This window comes from Nocardia pseudovaccinii (assembly GCF_050942345.1).
GTDB lineage: Bacteria > Actinomycetota > Actinomycetes > Mycobacteriales > Mycobacteriaceae > Nocardia > Nocardia pseudovaccinii.
This window is the reverse complement of sequence record NZ_CP192074.1, coordinates 7,848,359-7,873,286: the sequence shown is the minus strand read 5'-3', so window position 1 is coordinate 7,873,286 and position 24,928 is coordinate 7,848,359. Positions and strand designations below refer to the sequence as shown.

At 65.1% G+C, this 24,928-nt stretch carries 25 protein-coding genes and 1 pseudogene; 16 read left to right on the top strand and 10 right to left on the bottom strand.

The genetic code is table 11. The annotated features are described in order from the left end of the window. Positions 1-843 (top strand): DegV family protein, encoded by an 843-nt coding sequence (locus tag ACQPZ2_RS35650; protein ID WP_433522432.1) that lies wholly within the window; start codon positions 1-3, stop codon positions 841-843. 256 nt (positions 844-1,099) lie between these two features. Next, positions 1,100-1,600 carry an HIT domain-containing protein gene (locus ACQPZ2_RS35645; RefSeq protein ID WP_433522431.1) on the top strand — a complete coding sequence of 167 codons (501 nt, stop codon included), beginning with the start codon at positions 1,100-1,102 and terminating at the stop codon, positions 1,598-1,600. Between the two features lie 3 nt (positions 1,601-1,603). On the opposite strand, the gene thrS is transcribed toward ACQPZ2_RS35645, so the two are convergent. Both thrS and ACQPZ2_RS35635 read right to left on the bottom strand, forming a co-directional pair. Beyond that, entirely contained in the window at positions 1,604-3,064 is a 1,461-nt protein-coding gene (thrS, locus tag ACQPZ2_RS35640; RefSeq protein WP_433522430.1) for a threonine--tRNA ligase, read from the bottom strand. Then, positions 3,009-3,764 (bottom strand): SDR family oxidoreductase, encoded by a 756-nt coding sequence (locus ACQPZ2_RS35635; RefSeq protein ID WP_433522429.1) that lies wholly within the window; start codon positions 3,762-3,764, stop codon positions 3,009-3,011. The genes thrS and ACQPZ2_RS35635 overlap by 56 nt, the downstream gene beginning before the upstream one ends. A gap of 106 nt (positions 3,765-3,870) precedes the next feature. Between ACQPZ2_RS35635 and lexA the strand changes: the two genes are divergently transcribed. Both lexA and ACQPZ2_RS35625 read left to right on the top strand, forming a co-directional pair. Continuing rightward, a complete protein-coding gene (gene lexA / locus ACQPZ2_RS35630; RefSeq protein WP_433522428.1) occupies positions 3,871-4,530 on the top strand; it encodes a transcriptional repressor LexA in 660 nt (219 codons plus the stop codon). A gap of 86 nt (positions 4,531-4,616) precedes the next feature. Then, on the top strand, positions 4,617-5,108 hold the full coding sequence (locus ACQPZ2_RS35625) for an FBP domain-containing protein (protein WP_433522427.1): 492 nt from the start codon (positions 4,617-4,619) through the stop codon (positions 5,106-5,108). Between the two features lie 136 nt (positions 5,109-5,244). On the opposite strand, the gene ACQPZ2_RS35620 is transcribed toward ACQPZ2_RS35625, so the two are convergent. Next, positions 5,245-5,445 carry a hypothetical protein gene (locus ACQPZ2_RS35620; RefSeq protein ID WP_433522426.1) on the bottom strand — a complete coding sequence of 67 codons (201 nt, stop codon included), beginning with the start codon at positions 5,443-5,445 and terminating at the stop codon, positions 5,245-5,247. A 111-nt stretch (positions 5,446-5,556) separates the two neighbouring features. After that, positions 5,557-6,507 (bottom strand): non-homologous end-joining DNA ligase, encoded by a 951-nt coding sequence (gene ligD, locus ACQPZ2_RS35615; protein ID WP_433522425.1) that lies wholly within the window; start codon positions 6,505-6,507, stop codon positions 5,557-5,559. A 192-nt stretch (positions 6,508-6,699) separates the two neighbouring features. Between ligD and ACQPZ2_RS35610 the strand changes: the two genes are divergently transcribed. Continuing rightward, complete coding sequence (locus tag ACQPZ2_RS35610; protein ID WP_433522424.1) at positions 6,700-7,326, top strand: histidine phosphatase family protein; 627 nt, start codon at positions 6,700-6,702, stop codon at positions 7,324-7,326. Here the strand turns inward: ACQPZ2_RS35610 and ACQPZ2_RS35605 are convergent. Next, positions 7,319-7,906, bottom strand: coding sequence for a TetR/AcrR family transcriptional regulator (locus ACQPZ2_RS35605; RefSeq protein ID WP_433522423.1), 588 nt, complete (start codon positions 7,904-7,906; stop codon positions 7,319-7,321). The two genes, ACQPZ2_RS35610 and ACQPZ2_RS35605, sit on opposite strands and share 8 nt — an antisense overlap. 62 nt (positions 7,907-7,968) lie before the next feature. On the opposite strand from ACQPZ2_RS35605, the gene ACQPZ2_RS35600 reads away from it, so the two are divergent. From ACQPZ2_RS35600 to holA, 4 genes are all read left to right on the top strand, one after another. Next, the gene (locus ACQPZ2_RS35600) at positions 7,969-8,784 is read left to right on the top strand and encodes a class I SAM-dependent methyltransferase (protein ID WP_433522422.1); all 816 of its coding nucleotides are present in this window, start codon (positions 7,969-7,971) and stop codon (positions 8,782-8,784) included. A 167-nt stretch (positions 8,785-8,951) separates the two neighbouring features. Beyond that, the gene (locus tag ACQPZ2_RS35595; protein WP_433522421.1) at positions 8,952-10,043 is read left to right on the top strand and encodes a ComEA family DNA-binding protein; all 1,092 of its coding nucleotides are present in this window, start codon (positions 8,952-8,954) and stop codon (positions 10,041-10,043) included. Beyond that, a complete protein-coding gene (locus ACQPZ2_RS35590; RefSeq protein WP_433522420.1) occupies positions 10,040-12,616 on the top strand; it encodes a ComEC/Rec2 family competence protein in 2,577 nt (858 codons plus the stop codon). The genes ACQPZ2_RS35595 and ACQPZ2_RS35590 overlap by 4 nt, the downstream gene beginning before the upstream one ends. 310 nt (positions 12,617-12,926) lie before the next feature. Next, a complete protein-coding gene (holA, locus tag ACQPZ2_RS35585; protein ID WP_433522419.1) occupies positions 12,927-13,898 on the top strand; it encodes a DNA polymerase III subunit delta in 972 nt (323 codons plus the stop codon). Positions 13,899-14,197: 299 nt separating this feature from the next. Here holA and ACQPZ2_RS35580 read toward each other — a convergent pair whose 3' ends face one another. Further along, complete coding sequence (locus ACQPZ2_RS35580; protein ID WP_433522418.1) at positions 14,198-15,268, bottom strand: aldo/keto reductase; 1,071 nt, start codon at positions 15,266-15,268, stop codon at positions 14,198-14,200. A 123-nt stretch (positions 15,269-15,391) separates the two neighbouring features. Here ACQPZ2_RS35580 and ACQPZ2_RS35575 point away from each other — a divergent pair, with 123 nt between their 5' ends. Beyond that, positions 15,392-16,303 (top strand): helix-turn-helix domain-containing protein, encoded by a 912-nt coding sequence (locus ACQPZ2_RS35575; RefSeq protein ID WP_433522417.1) that lies wholly within the window; start codon positions 15,392-15,394, stop codon positions 16,301-16,303. 49 nt (positions 16,304-16,352) lie between these two features. Here the strand turns inward: ACQPZ2_RS35575 and ACQPZ2_RS35570 are convergent, their stop codons facing one another. Next, positions 16,353-16,598 carry a hypothetical protein gene (locus ACQPZ2_RS35570; protein ID WP_040687907.1) on the bottom strand — a complete coding sequence of 82 codons (246 nt, stop codon included), beginning with the start codon at positions 16,596-16,598 and terminating at the stop codon, positions 16,353-16,355. Between the two features lie 360 nt (positions 16,599-16,958). Further along, positions 16,959-17,219: a 30S ribosomal protein S20 gene (gene rpsT, locus ACQPZ2_RS35565; RefSeq protein WP_040687883.1), complete on the bottom strand. Its 261-nt coding sequence runs from the start codon at positions 17,217-17,219 to the stop codon at positions 16,959-16,961. A 432-nt stretch (positions 17,220-17,651) separates the two neighbouring features. On the opposite strand from rpsT, the gene ACQPZ2_RS35560 reads away from it, so the two are divergent. The 5 genes and pseudogenes from ACQPZ2_RS35560 to ACQPZ2_RS35540 all read left to right on the top strand — a co-directional run. Continuing rightward, positions 17,652-19,238 (top strand): circularly permuted type 2 ATP-grasp protein, encoded by a 1,587-nt coding sequence (locus tag ACQPZ2_RS35560; protein WP_433527610.1) that lies wholly within the window; start codon positions 17,652-17,654, stop codon positions 19,236-19,238. Then, the gene (locus ACQPZ2_RS35555; RefSeq protein WP_433522416.1) at positions 19,238-20,212 is read left to right on the top strand and encodes an alpha-E domain-containing protein; all 975 of its coding nucleotides are present in this window, start codon (positions 19,238-19,240) and stop codon (positions 20,210-20,212) included. Before ACQPZ2_RS35560 ends, ACQPZ2_RS35555 begins: the two co-directional genes overlap by 1 nt. After that, positions 20,209-21,051 carry a transglutaminase family protein gene (locus ACQPZ2_RS35550; protein WP_433522415.1) on the top strand — a complete coding sequence of 281 codons (843 nt, stop codon included), beginning with the start codon at positions 20,209-20,211 and terminating at the stop codon, positions 21,049-21,051. Before ACQPZ2_RS35555 ends, ACQPZ2_RS35550 begins: the two co-directional genes overlap by 4 nt. Positions 21,052-21,215: 164 nt before the next feature. Further along, a complete protein-coding gene (locus ACQPZ2_RS35545; protein WP_433522414.1) occupies positions 21,216-22,004 on the top strand; it encodes an aquaporin in 789 nt (262 codons plus the stop codon). Between the two features lie 90 nt (positions 22,005-22,094). Then, positions 22,095-22,297: pseudogene (locus ACQPZ2_RS35540) on the top strand (IS5/IS1182 family transposase); the annotation flags it as partial. A gap of 640 nt (positions 22,298-22,937) precedes the next feature. On the opposite strand, the gene ACQPZ2_RS35535 reads toward ACQPZ2_RS35540, so the two are convergent. Then, on the bottom strand, positions 22,938-23,312 hold the full coding sequence (locus ACQPZ2_RS35535; protein ID WP_433522413.1) for a hypothetical protein: 375 nt from the start codon (positions 23,310-23,312) through the stop codon (positions 22,938-22,940). An 82-nt stretch (positions 23,313-23,394) separates the two neighbouring features. Further along, complete coding sequence (locus ACQPZ2_RS35530) at positions 23,395-23,763, bottom strand: hypothetical protein (RefSeq protein ID WP_433522412.1); 369 nt, start codon at positions 23,761-23,763, stop codon at positions 23,395-23,397. 746 nt (positions 23,764-24,509) lie between these two features. Between ACQPZ2_RS35530 and ACQPZ2_RS35525 the strand changes: the two genes are divergently transcribed. Beyond that, the gene (locus tag ACQPZ2_RS35525) at positions 24,510-24,887 is read left to right on the top strand and encodes an RDD family protein (RefSeq protein ID WP_433527609.1); all 378 of its coding nucleotides are present in this window, start codon (positions 24,510-24,512) and stop codon (positions 24,885-24,887) included. The last annotated feature ends 41 nt before the right edge of the window (positions 24,888-24,928 follow it).

Sequence of the window (24,928 nt, the reverse complement as noted above, 5' to 3'; positions counted from 1 at the left end):
GTGGCCGTTGTGGTCGTCACCGATTCGTCCGCCAGCCTCCCTGCCGAACTCGTCGCTGAGTTGGACATCGCCGTTGTCCCACTGCATGTGCTGGTCGGCGACCGCACCATCCGCGAAGGCGTCGACGCCATCGATATCGACTACGGCTCGGATACCGTGACGACCTCGGCGGCCTCACCCGGTGAGCTGCGTGCCGTCTACGAGCAGGCGCTGGAGCGTAGCAATGGGGACGGCGTTGTCGCGGTACATCTTTCGCGCCAACTCTCCGGTACCTGGGAGGCGGGACGGCAGGCGGTCCGCGATATGGATGCCGCCGATCAGGTCCGGCTGGTCGATTCACTCGGCGCAGGTCTGGCTACCGGCTTGCCGGTGCTCGCCGCCGCGCGTCGCGCGCACAGTGGCGCGACATTGGATGTCGTCTATGACACCGCCGTCGCCGCGGCCAGTCGATCACGCACCTTCATCTTGGTGAACCGCACCGAGCAATTGCGCCGTGGCGGCCGATTGAGCAGCGCCGCGGCCTTTTTCGGCAGCGAACTGGTGAGCAAACCGCTGCTGCAGATCGTCGAGGGCCGCCTGGAACTGCGCGAAAAGGTTCGTACCCGCTCCAAGGCCTACGCCAAACTCGTTGCGGCAGCGGTGGATGCGGCGGGTGACGATGGCGCCGCCGTCGCCGTACAACACCTGGGTGCCGAGGATGCCGCGAATACGGTCGCCACCCAACTGCGCGAGTTGCTGCCCGGCATCCGCGAATTGATCGTCGCGGAATTCGGGCCGACGCTGGCCGTCCACCTCGGCGTCGGTGCGGTCGGTGTGTTGGTCGTCCCCGGCGGCTGCGCCTGATCGGCTACGGTCCAGCACTCGCGGGTGTGCCGCATCTCCGGTCGAATGGCGTGGTGAGCGTAATAATTTCTGCGTGATCGCAACCCCTTCGGTCGGCACCGGCGGTGACTAACGTCGCGGCATGACCGCTGAGGCACTGAACTGATCGACGATGCCACGATCCACAATGTGCGGCGGTGCCGCCAGGCGGCACCGCCCGACCCGACCTTGTCAGCGGGATACCACCAAGTGCCGCAACGGCGCTCGGCGATATCGAGTGGGATGGCAAAGCTTCGATATCGAGGCGGTGTACGGCAGCTATGGTGACGATATGGGGACCGAATGCCCGATCTGCGATAAGCATCGGGGGATCGGTGCGCTCGTCGGTCCGGTGATCTACGCGGACGACCTGGTATTGGTCACCCATCGGCCGCTCACCGAGGGCACGCCGGTGCCGGGCTACCTCTTCGTGGAGACCCGGCGGCACGCACCGACGTTGTCTACCTTGACCGACGCCGAGGCCCGGGCGGTGGGCTGGGCCGCTCGACGCGCCGCACACGCGTTACACGTCGAGCTGGCACCGGAATTCGTGTTCTCCGCGATCACCGGGCGCAGCGTCGCGCATTTCCATCAGCACGTATTCGCTCGTCCGCACGGCACCCCAGCCTCGGTGCCGTGGACGAACGCCGATGCGTGGCCGAACGCGCCACACATAGACGCGTGCGCACTCGGCGAACTGTGTGACCGCTTGGCGATCCACTTCGTCACCGAGCATTGACGGTCAGAGCAGGATGCTGTGCGCGGCGATGAGTTCGGTTATGCGGGAAAGCAATTCGTCGGCACTTAATGGTTCGAGGCGTTGTCCATCCCGAATCCGCACCGCGACAAGGTCATTGGCGACTTCCTTCGGACCTATCACGACCTGGTAGGGGACCAGGCGGGCTTCGCGAATGCGCGCGCCGAGACTGCCCCGATCAGCGATTTCGGCGCGCAGTCCCAGCTCGAGACAGCGTTCGACGAGCGCCTCGGCGGGTGCCGACTCGGCCGCCGAAACCGGTAGGGCGACCAACTGGGTCGGGGCAAGCCAGGCCGGGAACGCACCGCCGTGCACCTCGATCAGGTGCGCGACGGCTCGCTCGACGCTGCCGATAATGCTGCGGTGCACCATGACCGGCCGGTGTTCGGCGCCGTCCGCGCCGATGTAGTGCAGATCGAATTGCTCCGGTTGATGGAAGTCGACCTGCACGGTGGACAGGGTGAATTCGCGGCCCGCGCTGTCGGTGAACTGAATATCGATCTTGGGGCCGTAGAAGGCCGCCTCGCCTTCGGCTGCTTCGTAGGGCAGGCCGGAGCGGTCGAGCACATCGGTGAGCATGGCGATCGACTGCTGCCAGAGTTCCGGGGCGGCAACGTATTTCCCGCCCGGTCCGGGTAGCGAGAGGCGGTATCGGGTGGGCCGGATGCCCATGGCCGCGTGCGCCGATCGAATCAGTTCCAGCGCGCCCGCGACCTCGTCGGCGACCTGATCCACGGTGCAGAAGATGTGTGCGTCATTGAGCTGTATCGCGCGGACACGGGTGAGTCCGCCGAGTACACCGGAGAGTTCCGATCGATACATCCCGCCCAATTCGGCTATCCGCAAAGGTAATTCGCGGTAGCTGTGCGAGCGGGAGCGGAACATCACCGCGTGATGCGGGCACAGGCTCGGGCGTAGCACCACCTGCTCGCCGCCCAACTGCATGGGCGGGAACATGTCGTCGCGGTAGTGCGACCAGTGCCCGGATATTTCGTAGAGTTCCCGCTTCCCGAGCACCGGTGAGTACACGTGCCGGTAGCCGGCGCGTCGTTCCGCGGTGCGGATGAACTCCTCGAGTGCATGGCGCACGGTGGCGCCGTCGGGCAGCCAGTACGGCAGGCCGGATCCGATCAGCGGGTCGGTATCGAACAGGCCGAGTTCGCGGCCGAGTTTGCGGTGGTCGTGCACGGGGGTCTCCTCGCGGACAGCGGGCGAGTGAGCACAAGACGAAGCCCCGGGCACTCGCCCGGGGCTTTCGATCTGGACAGCAATCAGCGCGCCGGGACGGTCTCCGGCGTCGTCGTCACAGCAGCGCGCTTCATGTCGGCCACGGTAGCAGAGCAGACGCGGTGTCGGCACATCATTTATTACTGCGGTTGCGGGAGGAGATTCACACCTGCTGGGCCAGGAAGTTCTCCCAGGTGAGTTTGCCGACCGTCGCACCATCGAGGGTCAGATTTTCCTTCGCGCGATACGCGCGCCCGATCTTGCCCGGCACCGGAACCGGCAGGAACAACCGCCGCTTGCCCTCGGCCTTCAGGTAGCCGCGGATCAGCTCGGCCATCGTGTACACCGTCGGCCCGACCAGATCGGGTACCAGCCCGGCCGGTGTGCCGCGGGTCAACTCCACGAGCCGCGCGGCCACTTCCCGCGAATCGACCGGCTGCCACAGGATCGCGCCCGGTGCGGGAACGATCGGGCTCTTCGCCATGGCTTGTGCGGTCTTCAGGGCGAGATCGTGGAACTGGGCCGCGCGCAGGATGGTGTACGGCACGCCCGATTCGATGATGGCCTGTTCGGCGGCGAACTTGGCCCGGAAGTAGCCGATCGGCAGCTTCCCGGCGCCGACCACGCCGATGTAGACGATGTGCTGCACGCCCGCCTTGACGGCGGCGTCGACCAGATGCCGGGTCGCGATGTCGTCGCCCTTGGGGGCACCCGCGAGGTGCAGGATGATCTCCGCGCCGTCGACCGCGGCCTCGACGCCGGTGCCCGCCAGCAGATCTCCGGTCACGAACTCGATGCCGTCGGTCGATTCGTGGGCATTGCGGCTGAGCATACGAATCTTGAAACCGGCTTCGACCAGCAGTGGTGTGACGTGGCGGCCGAGGGTACCGGTGCCGCCGGTCAGCAGGATGGTCGTCATGATTCCTCCAAAGTTCCCAGGTGCTGCTCTTCACCGGTATGACGACGCAGGGGGGCCGGGTGTGACAAAGCGGGGAATTGTCCGCGCGCACCTCTAGGATTCCCGGGTGACCGGATACGACCACGATGCCTTCGAGCACCTCGACTCCTCGACCCTGCCGCCGCGTCAGCAGCGGATCCTCGCCACGATCCGGGACTGGGTGCTGCGGTACGGGTACGCGCCGAATACCAGGGAGATCGGCGATGCCGTCGGGCTGCGGTCCTCGTCCTCGGTCTCGAAGCATCTGAAATCCTTGGAGGACAGGGGATTTCTGCGTCGCGGCGAGACCATGTCGCGGCCGATCGATGTGCGCATGTTCCTGCAAGCGTCCGCGGTTCCGGAGCAGGCCGAGGATTCGGTCGTGGTTCCGGTCGTCGGCGATATCGCGGCAGGTACGCCCATCCTCGCCGAGGAACACGCCGACGACATGATGACGCTGCCGCGTGAACTCGTCGGTCGCGGAACGGTTTTCGGGCTGCGCGTGCGCGGCGATTCGATGATCGATGCGGCGATCTGCGACGGCGACCTGGTGGTGATCCGCAAACAGCACGAGGCGCATTCCGGTGAAATCGTCGCCGCGATGATCGATGGCGAGGCGACGGTGAAGGTCTATCGGCGTCGCAACGGACACGTCTATCTGGAGCCGCGCAATCCGGCCTACGACGTGATCGACGGTGACGAGGCCGTGGTGCTCGGGAAGGTCGTGTCGGTGATGCGCCGCGTGTGAGCTGGAAATTCCGTTGCCTGGGCTAATGACCAGCTGTAGCGTTCCTTCGGTTTGTCAACCGATCTATCGAAGGAGTCGATGCCGTCATGAAAGCCGTCACCGAACGCGACATCAGGTCGTCGTTCGTCAACTGTTCCAAGACGACCGCCAAGAAGCTGCCGGTGCCCCGGGACCTGGACGCACAGCCCTGGGATGACCTGGATTTCCTCGGCTGGAGCGATCCGTCGCTACCCGGCCGCGGCTATCTCGTTGTGCCGCAGGACGATCGCATCATCGGCGTCGCGCTGCGCTACGAAACGGGCGGATCCGGCCGGACCCAGATGTGCGCGATCTGCCTGACCGCGCATACCGGTGGGGGCGTCTCGCTGATGACCGCGCACAAGGCGGGCGAATCCGGACGCCGGGGCAACTCGGTCGGCACCTATATGTGCACCGATCTGGCGTGTTCGCTCTACGCGCGCGGTAAGCGAACGCCCGCGCTCGGCAATCGGTACCGCGAAGATCTCATCACCGAGGAGACCAAGATCGAGCGGGTCCGGGACAACATGAACGCCTTCGTCACCAGGCTGTTCACCTAGATCCGTTTATTCGGCCCCAGCTATGAAATGGAGGTAGATGCCATGTGCCGACACTCAACAGAACTCGGGATGCCCAGGATTCCTCTCCGGTTGAGCAGGCCCGGATCCGGTCCGGACCCACTCATCCGGAGAGGAATCACTCTTTCGAGTCAGCCCTTGTACTCGGCGGGTGGGCCTTCCTGGGGACCGAGAGCCGACTCGAATGCCGCCGAGTAGACCGCGAAGCGGGATTCCAGGCATCCGGCGCAGGCGCGACTCCGACAAGGCGGTCCAGGCACTCGTCCCAACCCGCGGCATTGCGTGCCGCCGCGCCCGGTGGGAGTTCGTCGACCAGCACCAGGCGGGTACCGCCTTCGTGCTCGGTCAGCTCGAAGCGCAGGGTCTCCTCGCCCCGAGCCAGTTGTCGAGTTCGACCAGCGGCTCGAGCCTGATGCGGTAGAGGCTGGCGTCAGGGCTGAGGTTCGCGTTTCACTTGTCGTGGTTCCTTGTCGAGACGGAGGCCGCGCCAGGACGGGTGTCGAAGCCGGTCGTCACCGGTCCATTCGGTGAACGACACCTCACCGACAAACTGGGGCTCGACCCAAATGGCGTCGGGAACACTGGTGTCGACAGTGGGTGTCTTGCGTTGCAGCGGTTGGAGTCTCGCCTTCAGTTCGTCGAGCATCGCCTGGGTGAATCCGGTGCCGACATTGCCGATATAGGTCAGCTTTCCGGCGTTGTCGTAGATGCCCATGAGCAATGAGCCGATGCGCCCGGCCCGGCGGCCGACACCCGGGCGCCAACCGATGATGACGACTTCCTGGTCGTTGACGTTCTTGACCTTGGTCCACAGCGGGCTGCGTCGCCCGGGCAGGTAGGGGCTGTCGAGTCGCTTGCACACGATCCCTTCGAGGCCGAGCCGTCGCGATTCGGCGAGAACGTCGGCGCCGGAGCCGTGCAGACGCGGCGGAACCCGCCAGTGCGGGCCCCGGAGGTCGAGTTGTTCCAGTAGTTGCCGACGCTGCTCGTAAGGCAGATCGATCAGAGAGCGTGTGCCGATATGGAGTAGATCGAAGATGAGGTAAGTCGCTTTCACGGACTTGGCGAGGCTTCGAATCGCCGCGGGATTGCGCTGGTGCATGCGTGGTTGCAGCGCCTCGAAGGAGCTGCGGCCGTCGGCGGTGAAAGTCACGATTTCGCCATCGATGACGAAGGGCGGGGTCGCCGGGGCGAGATCGGCGAGTTCGGGCCACGCGGGAGTGATGTCGTTGCCGTTGCGTGAGATCAGGCGCAGGTCGCGGTCGACTTGCCCGATGGCGCGAATACCGTCGAATTTCACCTCGTATGCCCAGCGTTGGTCGTCGCTGGGGAGGTGGCCCGCGAGCGCCAGCATCGCCGCATACCGCGGCAGCCTCGTCACATTCGCCTCGACACCATCGCCTGGCCTTTCGCCGGAGATGACAATCAGTTGAATAGTACCGATTGGTCTGGATAGCTGATTGGTCGCTAACTGTGTTTCCGGCTCGGCCTGTTGTCGTCGTCGGTCGTCCAGCGTCGCCTTCCTGGCACGGCCCGCCCCCGAAGTCACGACCACGTCGACGAGGATCGGCTCGTGCGAATCATCTATGTCATCGCTCATCCGGAGTCGACACATCACGTTGAGGGCCTGGTGGGCGGGTGGTACAACTCGCAACTCACGCCTGCCGGTTTGCGCGCAGCGGATGCGATCGCCGATGCGCTTCGCTCGAGGATTCCGGCGCAGGTTGGCGTGGAGTTGTTCTCATCGGATCTACAGCGCGCGGCACAGACCGCGGCCGTGATCGGCAATGTGCTGCAGGTGCCGCCGATTCTCGATCCGCGATTGCGTGAGAAGTCCTACGGCGAGGCCGAGGGCAAGCCCCAGCAATGGTTGGATCAGCGATTCGTGCGGCCGCCGGTTGCCGGGGAGCGAATGGGCCACGATGAAGGCATACCGGGATCGGAGACCATCGCCGCATTCGCGCAGCGCGTCTACGCGGCGATGGATGCGATCCGGAAACGTCACTGCGATCGTCAGATCGTCGTGACCCACGGCGGCGCAATCACTTTCGTCATTGCGGCGTGGGCGATGTTGCCGATCGAATCACTCGGTTACGCCCGGTTCCATGCTGCTCCGGGAAGTATCACGGAGCTGCGCGAGGATGACTACTTCCACAACCGCCAGGTCGTCAGCCTCGGTGACACCCGCCATCTCACCTGAGAGTGCTTGCGATGACGGTGGTTACGACTTTGCGGGTGGCTTCGGGGGTTGGTGTGGGGTTGCTGCGGTCGGCGAAGAGGAGGTGGGCGCTGCCGATGAGGGTCAGGGCGAGGGTGTCGGTGTCGGCTTCGGGGGTGATGCGGCCGAGGGCCTGTTCAGCGGTGAGGTAGGACGCGAGCATGGTTGTCGCTTCGGTGAGTACGGGCACGCCGGAGGGGCGGACCTGGCGCAGGCGGGTGCGGAGTTCGTCGCGGAAGGTGACGAGGCTGACTATGGCTATCGCGACCGATTCGAAGACGGTGGTCAGGGCGTCGGTGAGATTGTCGGTAACTGTGCTGGTGCCTGCTGATTCGTGTAGGGCGGCGGACTGTCGATCGATTCGGCCGATGTGGTCGAGTACGAGTTCCGCGAGGAAGGCGTCGAAATCGGCGAAGTGCCGGTGCAGGACGCCCTTTGCGCAGCCTGCCTCGGTGGTGACAGCGCGGCTGGTCAGCGCATTCGGGCCGTCTCGCAACAGGATTCGCTCGGCAGCCTCGAACAGCTGCTCGCGGGGATCGCGCATGGCCACGCCAGTCGGCACGGTATCTCCTTTTCCCGGGCGCACCCGTTGGCAAGTGGGCATGCGCCCACTATGGTGGGCGCATGCCCACTCTACCTTCGGAGCCCACGTCCTCCGACCAACGCGAATCCCATCGAGCCCGTGAGCTGGCCGAATCGTTCGGCTCGGACCCGGAACGTTATGACCGGGCCCGGCCCAGCTATCCGGCGGCGATGGTAGATGCGATCGTCGCCGCCAGCCCCGGACCTGAGATCGTCGATGTCGGCATCGGTACCGGCATCGCGGCCCGGCAGTTCCGGGCGGCGGGTTGTCATGTACTGGGCGTGGAGGTCGATGCGCGGATGGGTGACTGGGCGCGAAAGTACGGTTTCGAGGTCGAAGTGTCTGCCTTCGAAGCCTGGGACCCCGCGGGGCGAATCTTCGACGCCGTCATCTCCGGCCAGACCTGGCACTGGGTGGACCCGGTCGCGGGCGCCGCGAAGGCCGCTGAAGTGCTGCGACCCGGTGGACGGCTGGCCGTGTTCTGGAATGCGGGCCAACCGCCGACGGACTTGGCCGAAGCCTTTGCCGCGGTCTATCAACGGGTCGTCCCCGACTCGCTCGCTGCCCGTTGGGCAGCGGGGGCGAAGACCACGTATGCGACGCCGTCCGACAAGGCGATCGAGGGGATTCGGGCGGCGGGTGGCTTCGGTGAACCCGAGCAGTGGACGTTCGACTGGGAGCGGACGTACACCCGAGACGAGTGGCTGGATCAGTTGCCGACAACCGGCGGCCACGCCCAATTCTCCTCTGCCACACAGGAAGAGGTGCTGGAAGGTGTCGGGGCTGCTATTGATGCTGCGGGCGGTTCCTTCATGGTTCGGTTCACCACGACGGTACTCATCGCCTTGCGAACCTGATCCACGTGCCTCAGGTCTCGTAATGAGCGTCTGCCGCCGCTGTTGTCGGGCAAGTATTCGCGTCCGTGCGGGCGGGGTTATCCACAGGCTCGGAGTTATCAACAGACTTTTTATCTCGCCTGGTCGACACTGATTCCCGACCTTGTCGCGGGACTAGCGTCGCCGCCATGTCCCGACATGACGAGCGTGAGCGGATTCGCCGACGACTGAGCGTATTGGCCGAGCGAGTCGGTGCCAGCCGAACGATCGGTGCCGGAAGTCCGGCGCGTACCGACGCCGAGCTGTGCCGAAGTTCGCCGCGTTCGTCGAGGTCCGGACAGCGATCGGGGCGGCGAAGCAAGCCGCCGGTTCGCGGTGGGCGGTGGGATGACGAGGAGTTATCCGAGGCGGTGGAGTCCGATCCTGAGGTTTCGTCTACCGAGGCGGCCGGGGCCGATCTCGAGGATGATGACGACGGGGTCGGCGAGGTGCGGGCACCGAGTTGGCTGGATGTGCCGCAGCGGCGCTCGGCTTGGCGGGATCGGCTTGTGCCGGAACGATTTCGGGGGACTCGCCTGGATCCGGGGTGGCGTGGGCTGGTGACGCTCGTCGCGGTCGGGCTGGCCGCGGTGGTCGTCGCGGCCGTCGTGGTGTTGCGTGAGCGACCGGTCGCGCAGGCGGTGCCGCTGCCGTCGGCGGTGCGCATCAGCACGGGCACGGTACCGGCTGAGCTGCCCAGCGTCAGCATGGCGGCATCATCCGGATCCGGACCATCAGCCGTGCCGGTAACCGCCAGTCCCACAACGGAATTGGTGATCAGTGTGGTCGGCCTCGTACATCGCGGCGGCCTGGTGCGATTGCCCGCCGGGGCACGGGTCGCCGACGCACTCGCCGCCGCTGGCGGTGCCAAGGACGGCGCGGATCTGAGCGGACTCAACCTCGCACAGCGTCTCCAGGACGGCGACCAGGTTCTCGTTGGTCCAAGTGGCCCGAACGTGGGGCCGCAACTCGGCAGCACCACGATCAGTGCAGGCGGACGACCGCCAGGCGGATCGGCTCCGAATTCCGCTGCGGCACAACGCCCGTCGAGCAAAGTCGACCTCAATACCGCAACCGAAGCCGAACTCGACGCCCTGCCCGGCATCGGCCCGGTCACCGCTCGCGCAATCGTCACCTGGCGCACCACGAATGGACGATTCACCGATGTCGCCCAACTCGGTGAGGTCGACGGTATCGGCCCGGCCCGCCTCGCCCGTCTGCGCGATCTGGTGACGGTATGACCGCAATCGAAGGTGTGTCGGACGGACAGGGCGATATCGACCGCCGGGCTGCCGAGGATGGCGAGCCGTCGATGGAGGCGGTACCGGTGCTCGACGCACGGTTGCTGCCTGCGGCGCTGAGTTGTTGGGGTGCAACGGTTGTCGCGCTGACGGTGGGATGGGTGGCCGGTCTGGTGCTGGCGTCGGTGCTGGTGCTGCTGGCGATCGGGCTCTGGGTGGGGCTGTTGCGCGCGGCGGCCCATCCCAGTGAGCGATGGCGGGTGGTCGCCGTTGCCGCACTCGCGGCGCTGCTGTTGGGTGCCGGGTTCGCGGTGGCCGGGGCGTGGCGCGAGCACCGGGTGGCGACGCATCCATTGCGAAACGCAGCGGCTTCGGTCCGTGTGGTCGTCACACCCACAGATGATCCGAAACCAGTGCGGTCCAGCGCATTCGGGGGTGAGCAGCGGTGGACGGTGCGGGCACAGTTGCGCGATTACCGGCAAGGCGGTTCGACGGTGCGGGCGGGTGGCACCGTGGTGGTGCTCGGGTCCGGTGCGGACTGGGACGGGCTGTTGCCCGGACAGGCGGTGGAGTTTCGGGCCAGACCTGAGCTGCCATGGCACCGCGATCTCACCGTTGCCACGTTGCGTGCCCAGGGACCGCCGGTGGTGGTCGGCGCGTTGCCCTGGTGGCAACGGGTCGCCGCGGCAGTGCGCACCGACCTCGCGTCGGCCGCACGCGTACTACCCGAACAGCAGGCCGGGCTGTTGCCCGCGCTGGTGGTGGGCGACACGTCCGCGCTGTCCGACGAAGTCCGTGCGGAGTTCGAAATCGCTGGGCTGGAACATATCTGCGTGGTCAGCGGGGCCAATTTCACGATCTTGTTGGCGGTGGTACTCGGTGCGGTGCGGCTGCTCACCCTGGGCCCGCGCGTCGGTGCAGCGGTCGCGGCGGCGGCACTGCTGATGTTCATCGTGGTGGCACGTCCGGACCCGAGTGTGCTGCGGGCGGGGGCAATGGGTGCGATTACCTTGCTCGCCTTGATAACCGGACGCCGCAAGCAGGCATTGCCCGCGCTCTGCACGGCGGTCATCGGTCTGCTCGCGCTGTGGCCGGAACTGGCGGTGCGTGCCGGATTCGGACTGTCGGTGCTGGCAACCGCCGGACTGATCCTATTGGCGCCGAGTTGGGCGGACTGGTTGCGCGCCCGCGGCTGGTGGCGGGTGCCAGCCGAGATCGTCGCGGTATCGGCCGCCGCGTTCGTCGTGACGACACCGCTGGTGATCGCGCTGACCGGACGGCTCAGTTTGGTTGCGATCCTCGCGAATATCCTGGTCGAACCGGTAATCGCACCGATCACGGTGCTCGGGGCTTTCGGCGCCGCGCTCGCCGCGGCCTGGCCTCCGCTTGCCGAACTGATACTGCGTTGTGCGCAACCGCCACTGTGGTGGCTGCTGTTCGTCGCCGAACACGCGGCGAATGTGCCTGGCGCGGAGATCTCCGTGCGCGGTGGGCTCACCGGCGGGGCTATCGCCTGTGCGGCAGTAGTTCTCGTTGTGCTGGCATTGCGGTCGGCGGCATTGCGTCGTCTGGCAACTGCCGTTCTGCTGGGCGTCGCGGTCGTGCTGATTCCGGTGCGGGTCTGGCATCCGGGTTGGCCACCCGCTGGGTGGGTGTTGGCCGTCTGTGATGTCGGACAGGGTGACGGACTCGCATTGTCTGTCGGTAATCACACGGCGGTGGTCATCGATGTCGGTCCGGACCCGCGCATCATGCGCACCTGTCTGAATCGTCTGCGCATCAACCGAATCTCGCTACTCGTGCTGACACATCCGCACGCCGACCACATCGCTGGTCTGGGCGGTGCCTTACAAGGCCGGACGGTCGATGCCGTGGGTGTCGGGCCTGGCGAGCTGTCCGGAACAACGGTCGACGTCGAATCCGCACGCACCGGCGAGGTGCGAATATCGAATTCGACCAGATCCGAGGCGGATTCAGATGAGTCGACGGGCACGTCCAACGCACCGCGTTCACCACGAGATCGGCGGGCATCGGTCAGCGGTCCGGAGCAAGTCGCCAGTCTCGCAGCACAGGCTCACATCCCGGTGCTGGAGCTGTCCTCGGGACAGGTATTGCGTTTCGGCGCTATCGAACTGAACGTACTGGCCCCGGCCCCGCCCGCACACCGCCCGACCGGCCCGCCGAGCGCCGATGACGCCAACGACCGCTCGATTGTCATCGCCGCCACCACTCCCGCGGGCCGAATTCTGTTCACCGGCGATATCGAGGCACCGGCGCAACAACGACTGCTCCACTCGGGTGCTCCCGTTCAGGCCGACGTGCTGAAGCTGCCGCACCACGGCTCCCGCACGACCACAAAGGAATTCATCGCCGCCGTCCGCCCTCGACTCGCCTTGGTCAGCGTCGGTGCCGACAACACCTTCGGCCATCCGCACCCCGGTGTGCTCGCGGATCTGGCCGGGCTGGGCGTCACCGTTGCCCGGACCGATCAACAAGGCGACGTCCTGGTTCTAGGTGAGGGTCGTCAGCTGCGAACCCTGACGGCTCGACGAGCCAGATCGCCGTCCCGATAGTTCGTGCGCCGATCTGGACAAAGCTGATCGACCTCGGGGCAGCTTCCGAGCGCAGGTCTTGGCCCGCGTCCGGCCGAAGTCGGGACAGTCATCTGCCGACTACAGCGCCTGGTTGTCGATGAAGGAAGGACAGCCAGACGACCGGGAGGTCCGAGTTCGAACAAGTACGGTGACAAATCGGAGGTGCCTGTGAGGTGTGAGGACGTGTCGGTGACGGACCGTAGGATGCTCGCGTGAGCGAGCGCAGCGAGCGAACCAAAGACACAGCACCGTCAGGCACGACGGAGCCGAGCGCCAGCGAGGTGCAGTCGTGACCGAACGGACTGCGGCAGTGCACCTGGTGCTCGGTGATGAAGAGCTGTTGGTCGAACGGGCCATCGCGGGGATTACGGCGCAGGTGCGGGCCGATGCGCCGGACCCCGACGCGGTACCCGTTGATCGACTGCGGGCCGGGGATGCCAGCACCGCGGAACTGGCGGAGTTGTTGAGCCCTTCGCTGTTCGCCGAGGATCGGGTGATCGTGCTCGAGTCGGCGGCGGAGGCGGGTAAGGAGGCGGTCGCGGTGATCACCGACGCCGCCGCGGATCCGCCCGAAGGTGTGGTGCTCGTAGTGTTGCACTCCGGGGGCGGCCGGGCCAAGGCGCTGGCCCCTGCGCTGCAGAAGTCGGGTGCGCAGGTGCACGATTGCGCCAAGTTGACGAAGGCGGCTGAGCGGGTGGAGTTCGTGCGCGGCGAGTTCCGCAATGCCGGGGTGCGGGTTTCGAGCGAGGTCGTGCAGGTGATGCTGGAGGCGGTCGGCTCGGATCTGCGGGAATTGTCCGCCGCCTGTTCACAATTGGCCGCCGATACCGGCGGCAAGATCGATATCGCCGCGGTACGCCGCTACTACTCCGGCAAGGCCGAGATCTCCGGTTTCGATGTCGCGGAACTCGCGGTGGCCGGGGATCGACCCGGTGCCATGGAGGCGTTGCGCTGGGCCAATGACCGCGGCGTACCGCATATACTGCTCGCCGACGCACTCGCCGACTCCATCCATACCATTGCCCGCGTCGGTTCCGCGGGCCGCGGCGACCCGTTCAAGCTGGCCCAGCAATTGGGCATGCCGCCATGGAAGGTGAAGAAGGCCCAGGCCCAAGCGCGGGGGTGGAACCAGGCCAGCATCGGTACGGCCCTGCAAGTCGTCGCCACGCTGAATGCCGACGTAAAAGGCGGTGCCGCCGACGCCAACTACGCCTTGGAACACGCACTCACGCAGATCCTGGACCTGCACTCCGCAAGCTGAGTGGGTGCCGTGAATGCAATACCGCGGCGGAGGGGCACCGAGCGCAGGTTGACGGCGACAATTCACCGCGGTTCGGGAACCGGCTCCTGCGACTGCCGAAGATCGGCGACCACGTCGGTCACCAACTGAACGATCCCCTCGAATGCTTCTGCCATCGAGTCCGCCAGCCAGGACAACGACGGAATTCGAGGCATCGGCCAACGAACTTCTCGTCGTCGGGCGACCATTCGGCGGAATTCCGGCCCGACGCGCTGATGGGGTGGTGCGAGCCGGACTCGCACCACCCCATCAGGTGAAACTCAGTTGCGGCCTTCGATTTTCAGGTCGCCGAAGGTCACGCCGCGGGTCATCGGGCGGGCGAGCATGTCGTGGGGGAAACCCAACTCGATCGCGCTGGCCTGCTGCAGCCGGTCCAGCTGCGCGGTGTCGAATTCGACCTCGAGCGCTCCGAGGTTGTCCTCCAACTGCGCTGCCGTGCGGGCACCGATGATCGGTGCCGTGACGCCCGGATTCTGCAGTGTCCAGGCGAGCGCTACCTGTGACGGCGTCTTACCCAGTTGTGCCGCAACATCTTTCACCACGTCGGCGATCACCAGGCCGCGTTCGGTGAGCGACCCGTTGGCGGCCGCTACGTTCTTGCGGGTGCCCTCGGGTGAGCTGTCCGAATCGTGCGCCAAATCGGCGCGGCTGTACTTGCCGGTGAGCACCCCGCTGGCCAGCGGCGACCACGGCACCACACCGAGGCCGAGTTCTTGCGCCATCGGAATGAGATCGCGTTCGACGGTCCGCTCGATCAGGCTGTACTCGATCTGCAGCGCGATCAGCGGGGACCAGCCGCGCAGGTCGGCGATGGTCTGCATGCGGGCGACCTGCCAGGCCGGTGCGTCGGAGATGCCGACATAGAGCACCTTCCCGGCGCGGACCAGATCGTCCATGGCGCGCAGGATCTCCTCGACCGGGGTCAGGAAGTCCCAGGCGTGCAAGTACAGCAGGTCGATGTAATCGGTGTTCAGCCGACGCAGGCTGGCCTCCACCGAACCGACCATGCTCTTGCGGTGATTGCCGCCGGAGTTGGGATCGGTCGGCCGCCGCAGCATCGTGTATTTCGTTGCCAGCACCAGACTTTCGCGATTGGCGGCGCTGAACTCGCCGAGCAGCTGCTCGGAGGTGCCGTTGGTGTACTGGCTCGCGGTATCGATGAAGTTGCCGCCGCGCTCGACGTAGGTGTCGAAGATCTTGCGGGCCTCGTCCTTATCGGCGCCCCAACCCCAATCGGCGCCGAACGTCATGGTCCCGAGGGACAGCGGAGACACCCGAAGACCCGAGCGGCCGAGCAACCGGTAGGTATCGAGGGTGCGGGCTCCGGACATGTCGTGCTCCTGTCGTTCGTACTTCGTTTCCGGTGTCATCGAGTCTGGAACGGCGCGAGAGTGTGGGTAAGGGAAGGTTTTTCCTGGGAAGGCCAGTCCTAGTCAGCCGTAAGATCGAGGGCGATGACGAGCACGGTGAATGCGACACAGCGGAGCGAGCTGAGGCCCGGAGGCGGTAGCTCGCGTGACCACGGGGGGCCGGGGAGTTCCGCGAATTGGGCACAAGCACTCGCGGCCTTTCTGCGCGCTCGGCGCGAGCGATTGAATCCCGGCGACTTAGGGCTGCCCCCGCGCAAACAGGCTCGGCGCACCCCTGGTCTGCGCCGTGAGGAAGTCGCCGAGCTGGCGGGTGTGAGCACCGACTACATCGTGCGGCTGGAACAAGGGCGCGGCCTTCGCCCATCCGCGGACGTCCTGGAGGCGCTCGCACGCGCGCTGCGCCTCGATACCGACGAGCGCGCCTACCTTTTCGATCTGGCCCAGCAGCGCCAGCCGAATGCCGGGAAACCGAGCACTGTCCCCGCGCCCGCGCTGGAGCTGCTGGTGCACGATCTGTCGCCATTGCCCGCGATGCTGATCAACCACCGCTACGACATCCTGGCGTGGAATCCGGAAATGGCGCGGTTGGTCGTCGACTTCGGCGCGCTACCACCGCGGCAGCGCAATTCCATGTGGCTGTGCCTGTTGGATCCCGCCATGCGCGATTTCTACTGCGATCGGGATCGGATCATTCGCGCGGGCATCGCCGATCTGCGCGCAGCGTGGGCGGCCCATCCGGACGATCAGGAACTGGCCGACCTGGTCGCCGAGTTCACCGCACGCAGCGAGGAGTTCGCGCAGGGGTGGGCCAGGCACGACGTGCGGGTGCAGGGGCGCGGCAGGAAGCCGCTGCGCCACCCGGAGGTCGGGCCGCTGGTGGTCAATTTCGAAGTGCTCATGCCGCTACAGGATCCGGACCAGCGCATCATCATCTATCGCGCGGCCGATGCCGACTCCCAGGCCGCGCTGGATCGTTTGAACGCCGACCTGGATTGAGCACTCGGAGATCCGCACCCGCTCGGTGCGGGTGCGGATTCGCAGGGATCTATTCGACCGAGCTGAGAACCAGTTCGATGTCCTCTTCGGACTCCTCGTACCGGCCCTCCCACTCCTCGTAGACCGGAATTTCCTCGTCCCGGGTGACGATCCACTCCAGCGAGTAGCCGCCTTCCTCATCGGGGACCATGACGTTCTCGATCTTCAGTCCGATGCCGAGGACCTCGGCTGCGCGGATGATGTCCGGCAGATCTTCGGAGCGAACCGGCGTCTGATTGGCGTACACGGTAACCATGCGCCGAATCGTAGCGGGAACCTCCGACATGTGGTGCCCGATCAGAATTCGGCTCGAGGAATGGGATGCGGGGGATGACCTGGGGATGTTGGTGGGTACGCCACTTTCCTGCCGATTTGCCCAGGGCAGTCTCGATGACCTGGCATCTGTCGGGACGGATCCGCTCAACGCCCAGGGGGCCGCATCGGCGCCGAAGCGAGCGATTGCTGAAGTATTGCTGAAGAAATACCCGAAATCAGGCTACCGGACCGAAAAGTGATCCTCGCAATAGTCGATCAGCGACGACAAAAGCCGCCGTGGTCATCGAGGCCACGGCGGCTGCGTCAACGTATGGGTGGTACCGCAGCGGTACCGGTGCGATCAGAGCTTGTTCAGCGCCAGCGCGAGGGCCGACTTCTTGTTGGCGGCCTGGTTGGCGTGGATGACGCCCTTCGAGGCGGCCTTGTCCAGCTTGCGGCTGGCACTGACGACCAGATCGGTGGCCTTCGCCTTGTCGCCGGCCGCAAAGGCCTCGCGGACCTTGCGGATCTCGGTGCGCAGCTCGGACTTGACCGACTGGTTGCGCTGGCGCGCCGCCTCGTTGGTACGGATCCGCTTCATCTGGGACTTGATGTTGGCCACGCCTGTTTCCTCGTGTTCCTGTCGCTGGTGGACTGTGCTGAAAAGTTCGCGAGCGCGCGTTGACAACCGGAGTAATCAGGTAACGCGACGCCGAAGGTCGAGGGTACCAGCCGCTGCGTCGCACACGAAATCACTGCCACTGCGGCACGCGAAATCGCCACCGCGCGAACGGCTCGACCGGCAACGCTACCGACCGCTGTAAGGGGGCGTAAACCTGGAGTGATGCAAGAAATTTACCTGTGTCTCACACGGCATCAACGCTGCGTGTAGCACGATTTTTGCATGACTCCCGCCTCGCCGCCACGTTCGGCACGATCACCTGCGCCGACCCGTGTCCGGTCGAACGGGCATGCGAACGGCAACGGCAGAGCAACCACATCCGGACTATTCGAGGGCTACCGTCCCGGCCGGTACGCGGACGCCTTCGACGAGATGTTCGACGGGCAGGGCCGGGTGCGTCAGCCATATAGGGGAATCTTCTCGGCGCTCGCGCCGATCGACGTGGCCGATCTCGCGGCCCGCTCGGACGCACTCGACCGCGCCTTCATCGATCAGGGCATCACCTTCTCGCTCTCCGGACAGGAGCGGCCCTTCCCACTCGATCTGGTGCCCCGGGTGATCGCGGCCGCCGAATGGGCCAAGCTGGAGCGCGGGATCAAGCAGCGGGTGACGGCGCTGGAGCTGTTCCTCGCCGATGTCTATGGCGAGCAGAACATCCTGCGCGACGAGGTCATCCCGAAGCGGCTGGTCACCTCGTGTCAGCACTTCCACCGCGAGGCCGCCGGACTGGTGCCGCCCAACGGCGTGCGCATCCACGTGGCGGGAATCGATCTCATCCGCGACGAGCGCGGCGACTTCCGGGTGCTCGAGGACAATCTGCGCTCACCGTCCGGGGTTTCCTATGTGATGGAGAACCGGCGCACCATGGCGCGGGTCTTCCCGGATCTGTTCTCCTCGCACCGGGTGCGTGCGGTCGGCGATTATCCGACGCATCTGCTGGCCGCGCTGCGCGCCTCGGCCGCGCCGAACGAGGCCGATCCGACGGTCGTCGTGCTCACGCCCGGCGTCTACAACCCGGCCTATTTCGAACATTCGCTGCTGGCCAGGCAGATGGGGGTGGAACTGGTCGAGGGGCGCGACCTGTTCTGCCGCGACAATGTCGTCTACATGCGGACCACGGCGGGGGAGCGCCAAGTCGACGTGATCTATCGCCGCATCGATGACACCTTCCTCGACCCCATGCACTTCCGGCCCGATTCCGTGCTCGGCGTCGCCGGACTGGTGAATGCCGCGCGGGCGGGCAATGTGGTCATCTCCAGCGCGATCGGCAACGGTGTCGGCGACGACAAGCTGACCTACGCCTATGTGCCGACGATCATCGAGTATTACCTCGCCGAGAAACCGGTGCTGCCCAATGTCGATACCTATCGCTGCTGGCTCGACGACGAGCGCGAGGAGGTGCTCGACCGCATCGCCGAACTGGTGATCAAACCGGTCGAGGGGTCCGGCGGTTACGGCATCGTCATCGGTCCGGTGGCCACGCCACGGGAACTGGAGACGATCCGGCGCAAGATCAAGTCGGATCCGCGGGGTTGGATCGCCCAGCCGGTGGTGCAGTTGTCCACTGTGCCGACCAAGATCGGCAACGAGCTGGTGCCGCGTCATGTCGACCTGCGGCCCTTCGCGGTCAATGACGGCGAAGACATCTGGGTGCTGCCGGGTGGTTTGACGCGGGTGGCATTGCCGGAGGGGTCGTTGGTCGTCAATTCGAGTCAGGGCGGCGGCAGTAAGGACACCTGGGTCCTTGCCGGGCGCGCCTCACCCGCCGACCGCGAGCTGGCGGGCGAGGAACTGGTGAGCGACCCGCCGCAATCCGATCAACGTGAGCTCGGCCGGGAATTGACCCCGGCTCAGTCGAATCAGCAACAGCAGCAGCAACAACAGGAACAGCGGCTGGGATCGATGCGACAGGATCAGCGACTAGGTCGGGGTCAGCAGCAGAGCGAGGTGACGCGCTGATGTTGGCCCGCAACGCCGAATCCCTGTACTGGATCGGACGATACGTCGAACGCGCAGACGACACCGCCCGCATCCTCGACGTCGCGGTGCATCAGCTGCTCGAGGACGCCACGGTGGACCCGGACCGGACCTCGCGAGTTCTGTTGCGAGTACTCGGTATCGAACCGCCCGACGTCGAACTCGATGTCTGGTCGGTCACCGACCTGGTGGCCTTCAATCACGACCACGGCAATTCCATTGTCGACTCGATCGCCAATGCTCGCGAAAACGCCAGGGGCGCACGCGAAGTCACCTCCAGCGAGATGTGGGAGTGCCTGAACGCCACCTATATCGGGCTCACAGCCACCGAGAAGGCCGCCCGCGGTCTCGGCCCGCACGAGTTCTTCCACTACATCAAGGATCGGGCGGCGATGTTCGCCGGTCTCTCCGATTCCACACTCAGCCGCGACGACGGCTATCGCTTCCTGCTGCTCGGCCGCTCCATCGAACGCGTGGATATGACGGTGCGCCTGCTGCTTTCGCGCGCGGGTGACCGCACCTCGTCACCGGCTTGGGTGACCGTTTTGCGCTCGGCGGGCGCGCACGACACCTATCTGCGCACCCATCGCGGCGCGCTCGACGCCAATCTGGTCGCCGAATTCATCCTGCTGGACCGGCTTTTCCCGCGTTCGGTGTTTCATTCGGTGCGGGTGGCCGAGGCCTGCCTCGCCGAACTCGATCAGCGCCCGAGCAGCCGGGTCGGCGCGCGACACGAGGCGCAGCGGCTGCTCGGCAGGGCCCGCAGCGAACTCGAATTCCTGCCGCCCGGTGCGCTGCTGGAGGATCTGCAGAATCGCCTGCTCTCGCTGCAGAAGACCTGTCGCGAGGTCAGCGAGGCGATCGCGCTGCAGTACTTCCACGCCGCACCGTGGGTGGCCTGGACCGATCTGCGCAGCAGTCACGATAACCATGCGCAGGTGGAGGGAGAGCTGTGAGCTGGCGGATCAGGGTGGTGCACACCACCGGTTATGTTTATGACTCCCCGGTCACCCGGTCGTTCAACGAGGCTCGGCTCACTCCGCGCGCGGACAGCAGGCAGAACGTCATCCTGAATCGGGTCGAGACGGTGCCATCCACCCGGTCCTATCGCTACACCGACTACTGGGGCACCGCGGTCACCTCCTTCGATCTGCACGCGCCGCATACCGAATTGGAGGTCACCGGATCATCGGTGGTGGAGACCGAACCGTTCGCCGGTCCGGCCGAAGAGCTGTCCTGGGAGGAGTTGCACTACGAACACATCGGTGACCGTTTCGACGAAATGCTCTCGCCGACCGCCTATGTTCCACAGGACAAGAAGCTGGCGGCGATCGCGAAACAGCTCGCGCGCGGCGTCCCGCCCGCGAAAGCCGTTGTGCGCGCGTCCGAATGGGTGCACGGCGAAATGAATTACATCGCGGGTACCACCTCGGTGCACACCTCGGCCGTGCAGGCCTTCGCCGAACGTCAAGGCGTATGCCAGGATTACGCGCATCTGACCCTGGTGCTATTGCGCAGCATGGGGATTCCGAGCCGCTACGTCTCCGGATATCTGCATCCCAATCCCGCCGCCGAGATCAATACGACGGTCGCGGGACAGTCGCACGCCTGGATCGAGGCCTGGACCGGTGCCTGGTGGGGCTACGACCCGACCAACAATATCGCCATCAACGAACAGCACATATCCGTCGGCGTCGGCCGTGACTATGCGGATGTGCCGCCGCTGAAGGGCATTTTCTCCGGCGGCGGTTCGACCGATTTGGAGGTTGTGGTGGAGATAACCCGGCTCGCCTAGCCGAGCCCGGCCGTAGCGATCGCTTGCGGGTCGCTCGAAAGGGTCAGCGTTGTAGTGCTCACCCGTCTCGCGTAACGTCCAGTTTCACATCAGCCGTGATTTTCGTAGCAGGTCCAAGGCAAACCCCGTGCATACGGGGAAGATCCTCTCGGAAGGTGGCGCGTATGTCTCCCACTGCTCAGGAAGTCGTCGAGGAAGTCACCGAACTGGAGCCGACGCCGGAGGCCAAGAAGTGGGCCGCCGAGGCGCTCGGCACATTCATTCTGGTCATGAGCGGTGTCGGCACCGCGGTACTGGCCGGTCAGCGCGTCGGGCCGCTGGGTGTGGCACTGGCCTTCGGCCTGTCTCTGCTGTTCCTGGTCTACGCGATCGGCCCGATCTCCGGCTGCCATGTGAATCCGGCCGTGACCCTCGGGCAGCTGCTGCTCGGCAGGCTTTCGGTGATCTCCGCGGTCGGCTATGTGATCGCGCAGCTGATCGGCGGATTCCTGGCCGGAATAGTGCTGTTCGCGATCGCGAAGAATCTGCCGTCCTACGATCGCGCGGTCGACGGACTCGGGGCGAACGGCTGGGGTAAGCACAGTCCGTCCGCGGTGCGCGGTCCGCTCGGACAGGTGGTGATCGCGAACGGATACGGCCTGTCCGCGACGATCATCATCGAGGTCATGCTGACCGCCCTGCTGGTATTCGTGGTGCTGGCCTCCACCGACCAGATCTCCGATATTCCGCTGGCCGGCCTGTCGATCGGCGTCACGCTCGCGGTGATCCACCTGATCTCGATCCCTGTGGACAACACCTCGGTGAATCCGGCCCGCAGCCTCGCCGTCGCCTTCTACCAGAACGGTGCGGGACCCCAGGTCTGGGTCTTCGTGGTGTTCCCGCTCATCGGTGGCGTACTGGGCGCGCTGGTCTACGGTCTGCTCTTCGGCCGTTCCCGCGAAATGGTGTCTTGACCGCCTCCCCGCGCCTTCAGACCGACCAGTGAGTGCTGCGATGGCAGCGCAGATCACCCAGGCGGAGTCGGTACCTGATTTCCCGGACGCGCGCGGCTGAAGACGATCGCGCTGGACACCTGCGACCGCATCGTCGGGCTGGCCCTCGACGACGTCGCTGTCGACGGCTGCATCACCAAAGCACCCGACGGTGGAGAACACGCCGGACCGTCTCCGGTCGACCGCCGCAAAAGTGCATCAAACGGTCGCTGCTGGTCAACGGCTTCGGAATCCCGCTCGGGCAGGTCCTGGCCCGGCGCGAACCCCGACACAAAGCACAAGCTGAGAGACTTCGAGTTATCCCCAGTCCTGAGGGCCTCTGCAGAGTTGCCCCTGGCTCTCCGAGCAAGATAGACACGATCCATGGAAACCAGTACTGCACATGTTCGGCTGAAGCGTTCGCTGGCGGGCGTCGCCACTGGTCTGGCTTTGGTTGCGACCGTTGCTCCGACCGCGTCGGCCGCCTCCGATCTTTCTGCTCAAACCTCGACCACCGTTGCGGCTCCGATCGACTCGGGATCGTCCAGTGGCTCTGGATATCTGCTCAATGGTGTACTCAACCTCCTCTGTGTACTCACTGGTTCACGGCCAACATGCTGGGGCGATGTTCCCCAGTAAATTCAGTTCGGTATAGATCCCGAGCTTCTGCGGATCCGAGACAACAGATGGATGCTTGACATTCGGATCCCTTGAACCGTTGCGGGGTTCGGGCGAGTAAGCCCGGGCCGAGCCATGAGATGCATCAGCGTCTGCGGCCCTTCGCCAAGTCGGGAAGTTCTAGCTTGTTGTCCTGCTGTCGACTCAGCGGTTTTCACTGAATAAGCACCGATAATTGGACATGTCTCCGACTGAACGAGTTCACGAGGGCCAGTGCAATCCCGCACGTAAACGGATTCAGTCCAGTATGCGGTCACAGCTCCCTGCATCTGCCCCGCGACCGTACGCCCGTTCAAAATCGGAATAACTCGGATCGATCTTGTCCATATTATACGGGATAATGGCCGCCTCGACGTCTCGGCACAACCATTTTTCACCCGTTTCGCTGTTTTCTATTTGGAAAGTTAAAATGTGCCAGCCGCTTAAAGGGGCACCCGCCGCGGCCGTGCATTCACGCCCTTTCACGGATCCGAATGGGGTGAGCTGTGTGTACTTGCAGGTGTAGGTCGGCAGGGCTTGTGCCGTAGCTGTGGGGGCGGTCACCAGGCCGGCGGCAGTGGCGGCCAGGACGAGTGTGGGCAGCCCGAGGCCGGCATGGCGGGTTGTGATCATCGTGGTTCCTGTTCGAAATCGAAATAAGTAACACTGTGGAGAATGGTCACTCCAGAACGGCTATATCGTTCGCGCCGCGCGGTCAGATAGGGCGACAGTTGCTCGCGTCCACCCCGGCGTTGAGCACCTCCTCTGCGTATGGCATTCCCGGGTAGATCGGATTGTCGAAGTATGCAAACGCAGCACCGCACTCCCATTTTTCGCCGGTGACGCTGTTTTCCATCCTGACAGGATAGAAATATGTGTCATCCAACGGGGCGCCCGGTGACGCCGTGCACCTACGCGCTTTCATCGAGTTGAATACTGCCAAGACATTTACGATGGGCGTGTACTTGCAGGTGTAGGTCGGCAGCGGGGGTTGCGCCGCGGCAGTGGGAGCCGCCGCCAGACCGGCGGTAGCGGCCAGCACGAGCGCGGAAAGCCCAAGGAGGGTAAGACGGGTCGAGATCATCAAGGCTCCTGATCGAATCAAAATCAACTGTCGCAACAGCAGTAAGCGACTATTCGGCATCAGAGTCCGAATCCGTGTGAAATCCATAGGTAGACCACTGGTTCGCGATCATGCTTGGCGATCGGTCTTAAGGAATCCTTAACGACACCTGAGCACGGTGAACCGGTTACGGTTCCCGCGCAAGTACTTTCGGCCGCAGCGCGTCGAGATCGCACCGCCTTGAAGCGGGCATGCGGTTGTGCCGTCGAATTGGCCGCCGAGCGTTGCTGAGATCCCCTTACCGTGTTTATGCCCTCGCTATTTGCTGGCGACCTCGTAGATGGTCCGCAGGTAGGCGTTTGCTTCGTTCGGATCCAATAACCGTCGGGGCTCATATGGTTCACGGTGTAGGGATCGTCATCCGGCTCAGCGGTCCATGACTACGATTGATCAGCCCCGCCCGCCCCGGTAGCAGCGTTCATCGGGAGGGATCGACCGCAGTAGCGGCGGCGGAGCCGATCAAGGATCGGACAGGGTGGCCCGGTGCAGTTGCGCATCCATTGTGGTGCTGGGCCTTTGATCGTTCGTGTGCGGGTCTCGCTACCGGGTCGAGCGTATGGCTTGGGATCCGGGAGTGAGGCACAATGCGTCGAGTGAGTGTTCAATATCCGAGCCCTCGAGCCCGCGGGGGCGGTCGGCATCCGCAATCTCGGCCGCAGGGGGATGTTCCTGAGGAAGCAGGTGAGAATCGCCTGGCCTTGGCGGCCATGATCGACGGCTTACTGGCCCTGACTGTCGGTCTGGGGGTTTCGGTACGGGTCTTTCCTGATACCGACGGCGCTGTGGAATTCCTCGCGGGTTTTGTTCCCTGTGTCGTTGCGGTGTCTTTCGTCAATCACGTGGTCGGCACATTGTTGGTTCGTGGCAGCGTCGCTAAGCTGTTGCTCGGAATGCGGGTGGTGCGGTGGAAGAATGGCCGGCGTCCGCGTTTCTGGCAGACGTTGTGGCGGTGGCTGTTCGGCTTTGTTCTGATCGCACTGCAGTATGTCCTGGAGGGTGCGAGCGTGGCGCAGGCATGTGGTCTGCGAACCGTGCGTCGCCGCGACGAAATGCGCCGTGCTCCCAGGGCGGTGAGCGGCCACTGACGGTGTCCACGTCCGATCCCGCACCGTTGACCACCATCGGG

What these genes read in the sequence shown, in the direction of transcription:
- thrS (WP_433522430.1), bottom strand. Translation starts at nt 3,064, where the DNA reads ATGGTGCGACGGTCGGCAAACTCACCTGGGAGAACTTCCTGGCCCAGC.
- ACQPZ2_RS35635 (WP_433522429.1), bottom strand. Translation starts at nt 3,764, where the DNA reads ATGACGACCATCCTGCTGACCGGCGGCACCGGTACCCTCGGCCGCCAC.
- ACQPZ2_RS35625 (WP_433522427.1), top strand. Translation starts at nt 4,617, where the DNA reads ATGAAAGCCGTCACCGAACGCGACATCAGGTCGTCGTTCGTCAACTGT.
- ACQPZ2_RS35600 (WP_433522422.1), top strand. Translation starts at nt 7,969, where the DNA reads ATGCCCACTCTACCTTCGGAGCCCACGTCCTCCGACCAACGCGAATCC.
- ACQPZ2_RS35595 (WP_433522421.1), top strand. Translation starts at nt 8,952, where the DNA reads ATGTCCCGACATGACGAGCGTGAGCGGATTCGCCGACGACTGAGCGTA.
- ACQPZ2_RS35590 (WP_433522420.1), top strand. Translation starts at nt 10,040, where the DNA reads ATGACCGCAATCGAAGGTGTGTCGGACGGACAGGGCGATATCGACCGC.
- ACQPZ2_RS35580 (WP_433522418.1), bottom strand. Translation starts at nt 15,268, where the DNA reads ATGTCCGGAGCCCGCACCCTCGATACCTACCGGTTGCTCGGCCGCTCG.
- ACQPZ2_RS35575 (WP_433522417.1), top strand. Translation starts at nt 15,392, where the DNA reads ATGACGAGCACGGTGAATGCGACACAGCGGAGCGAGCTGAGGCCCGGA.
- ACQPZ2_RS35570 (WP_040687907.1), bottom strand. Translation starts at nt 16,598, where the DNA reads ATGGTTACCGTGTACGCCAATCAGACGCCGGTTCGCTCCGAAGATCTG.
- ACQPZ2_RS35560 (WP_433527610.1), top strand. Translation starts at nt 17,652, where the DNA reads ATGTTCGACGGGCAGGGCCGGGTGCGTCAGCCATATAGGGGAATCTTC.
- ACQPZ2_RS35555 (WP_433522416.1), top strand. Translation starts at nt 19,238, where the DNA reads ATGTTGGCCCGCAACGCCGAATCCCTGTACTGGATCGGACGATACGTC.
- ACQPZ2_RS35545 (WP_433522414.1), top strand. Translation starts at nt 21,216, where the DNA reads ATGTCTCCCACTGCTCAGGAAGTCGTCGAGGAAGTCACCGAACTGGAG.
- ACQPZ2_RS35535 (WP_433522413.1), bottom strand. Translation starts at nt 23,312, where the DNA reads ATGATCACAACCCGCCATGCCGGCCTCGGGCTGCCCACACTCGTCCTG.
- ACQPZ2_RS35530 (WP_433522412.1), bottom strand. Translation starts at nt 23,763, where the DNA reads ATGATCTCGACCCGTCTTACCCTCCTTGGGCTTTCCGCGCTCGTGCTG.
- ACQPZ2_RS35525 (WP_433527609.1), top strand. Translation starts at nt 24,510, where the DNA reads ATGATCGACGGCTTACTGGCCCTGACTGTCGGTCTGGGGGTTTCGGTA.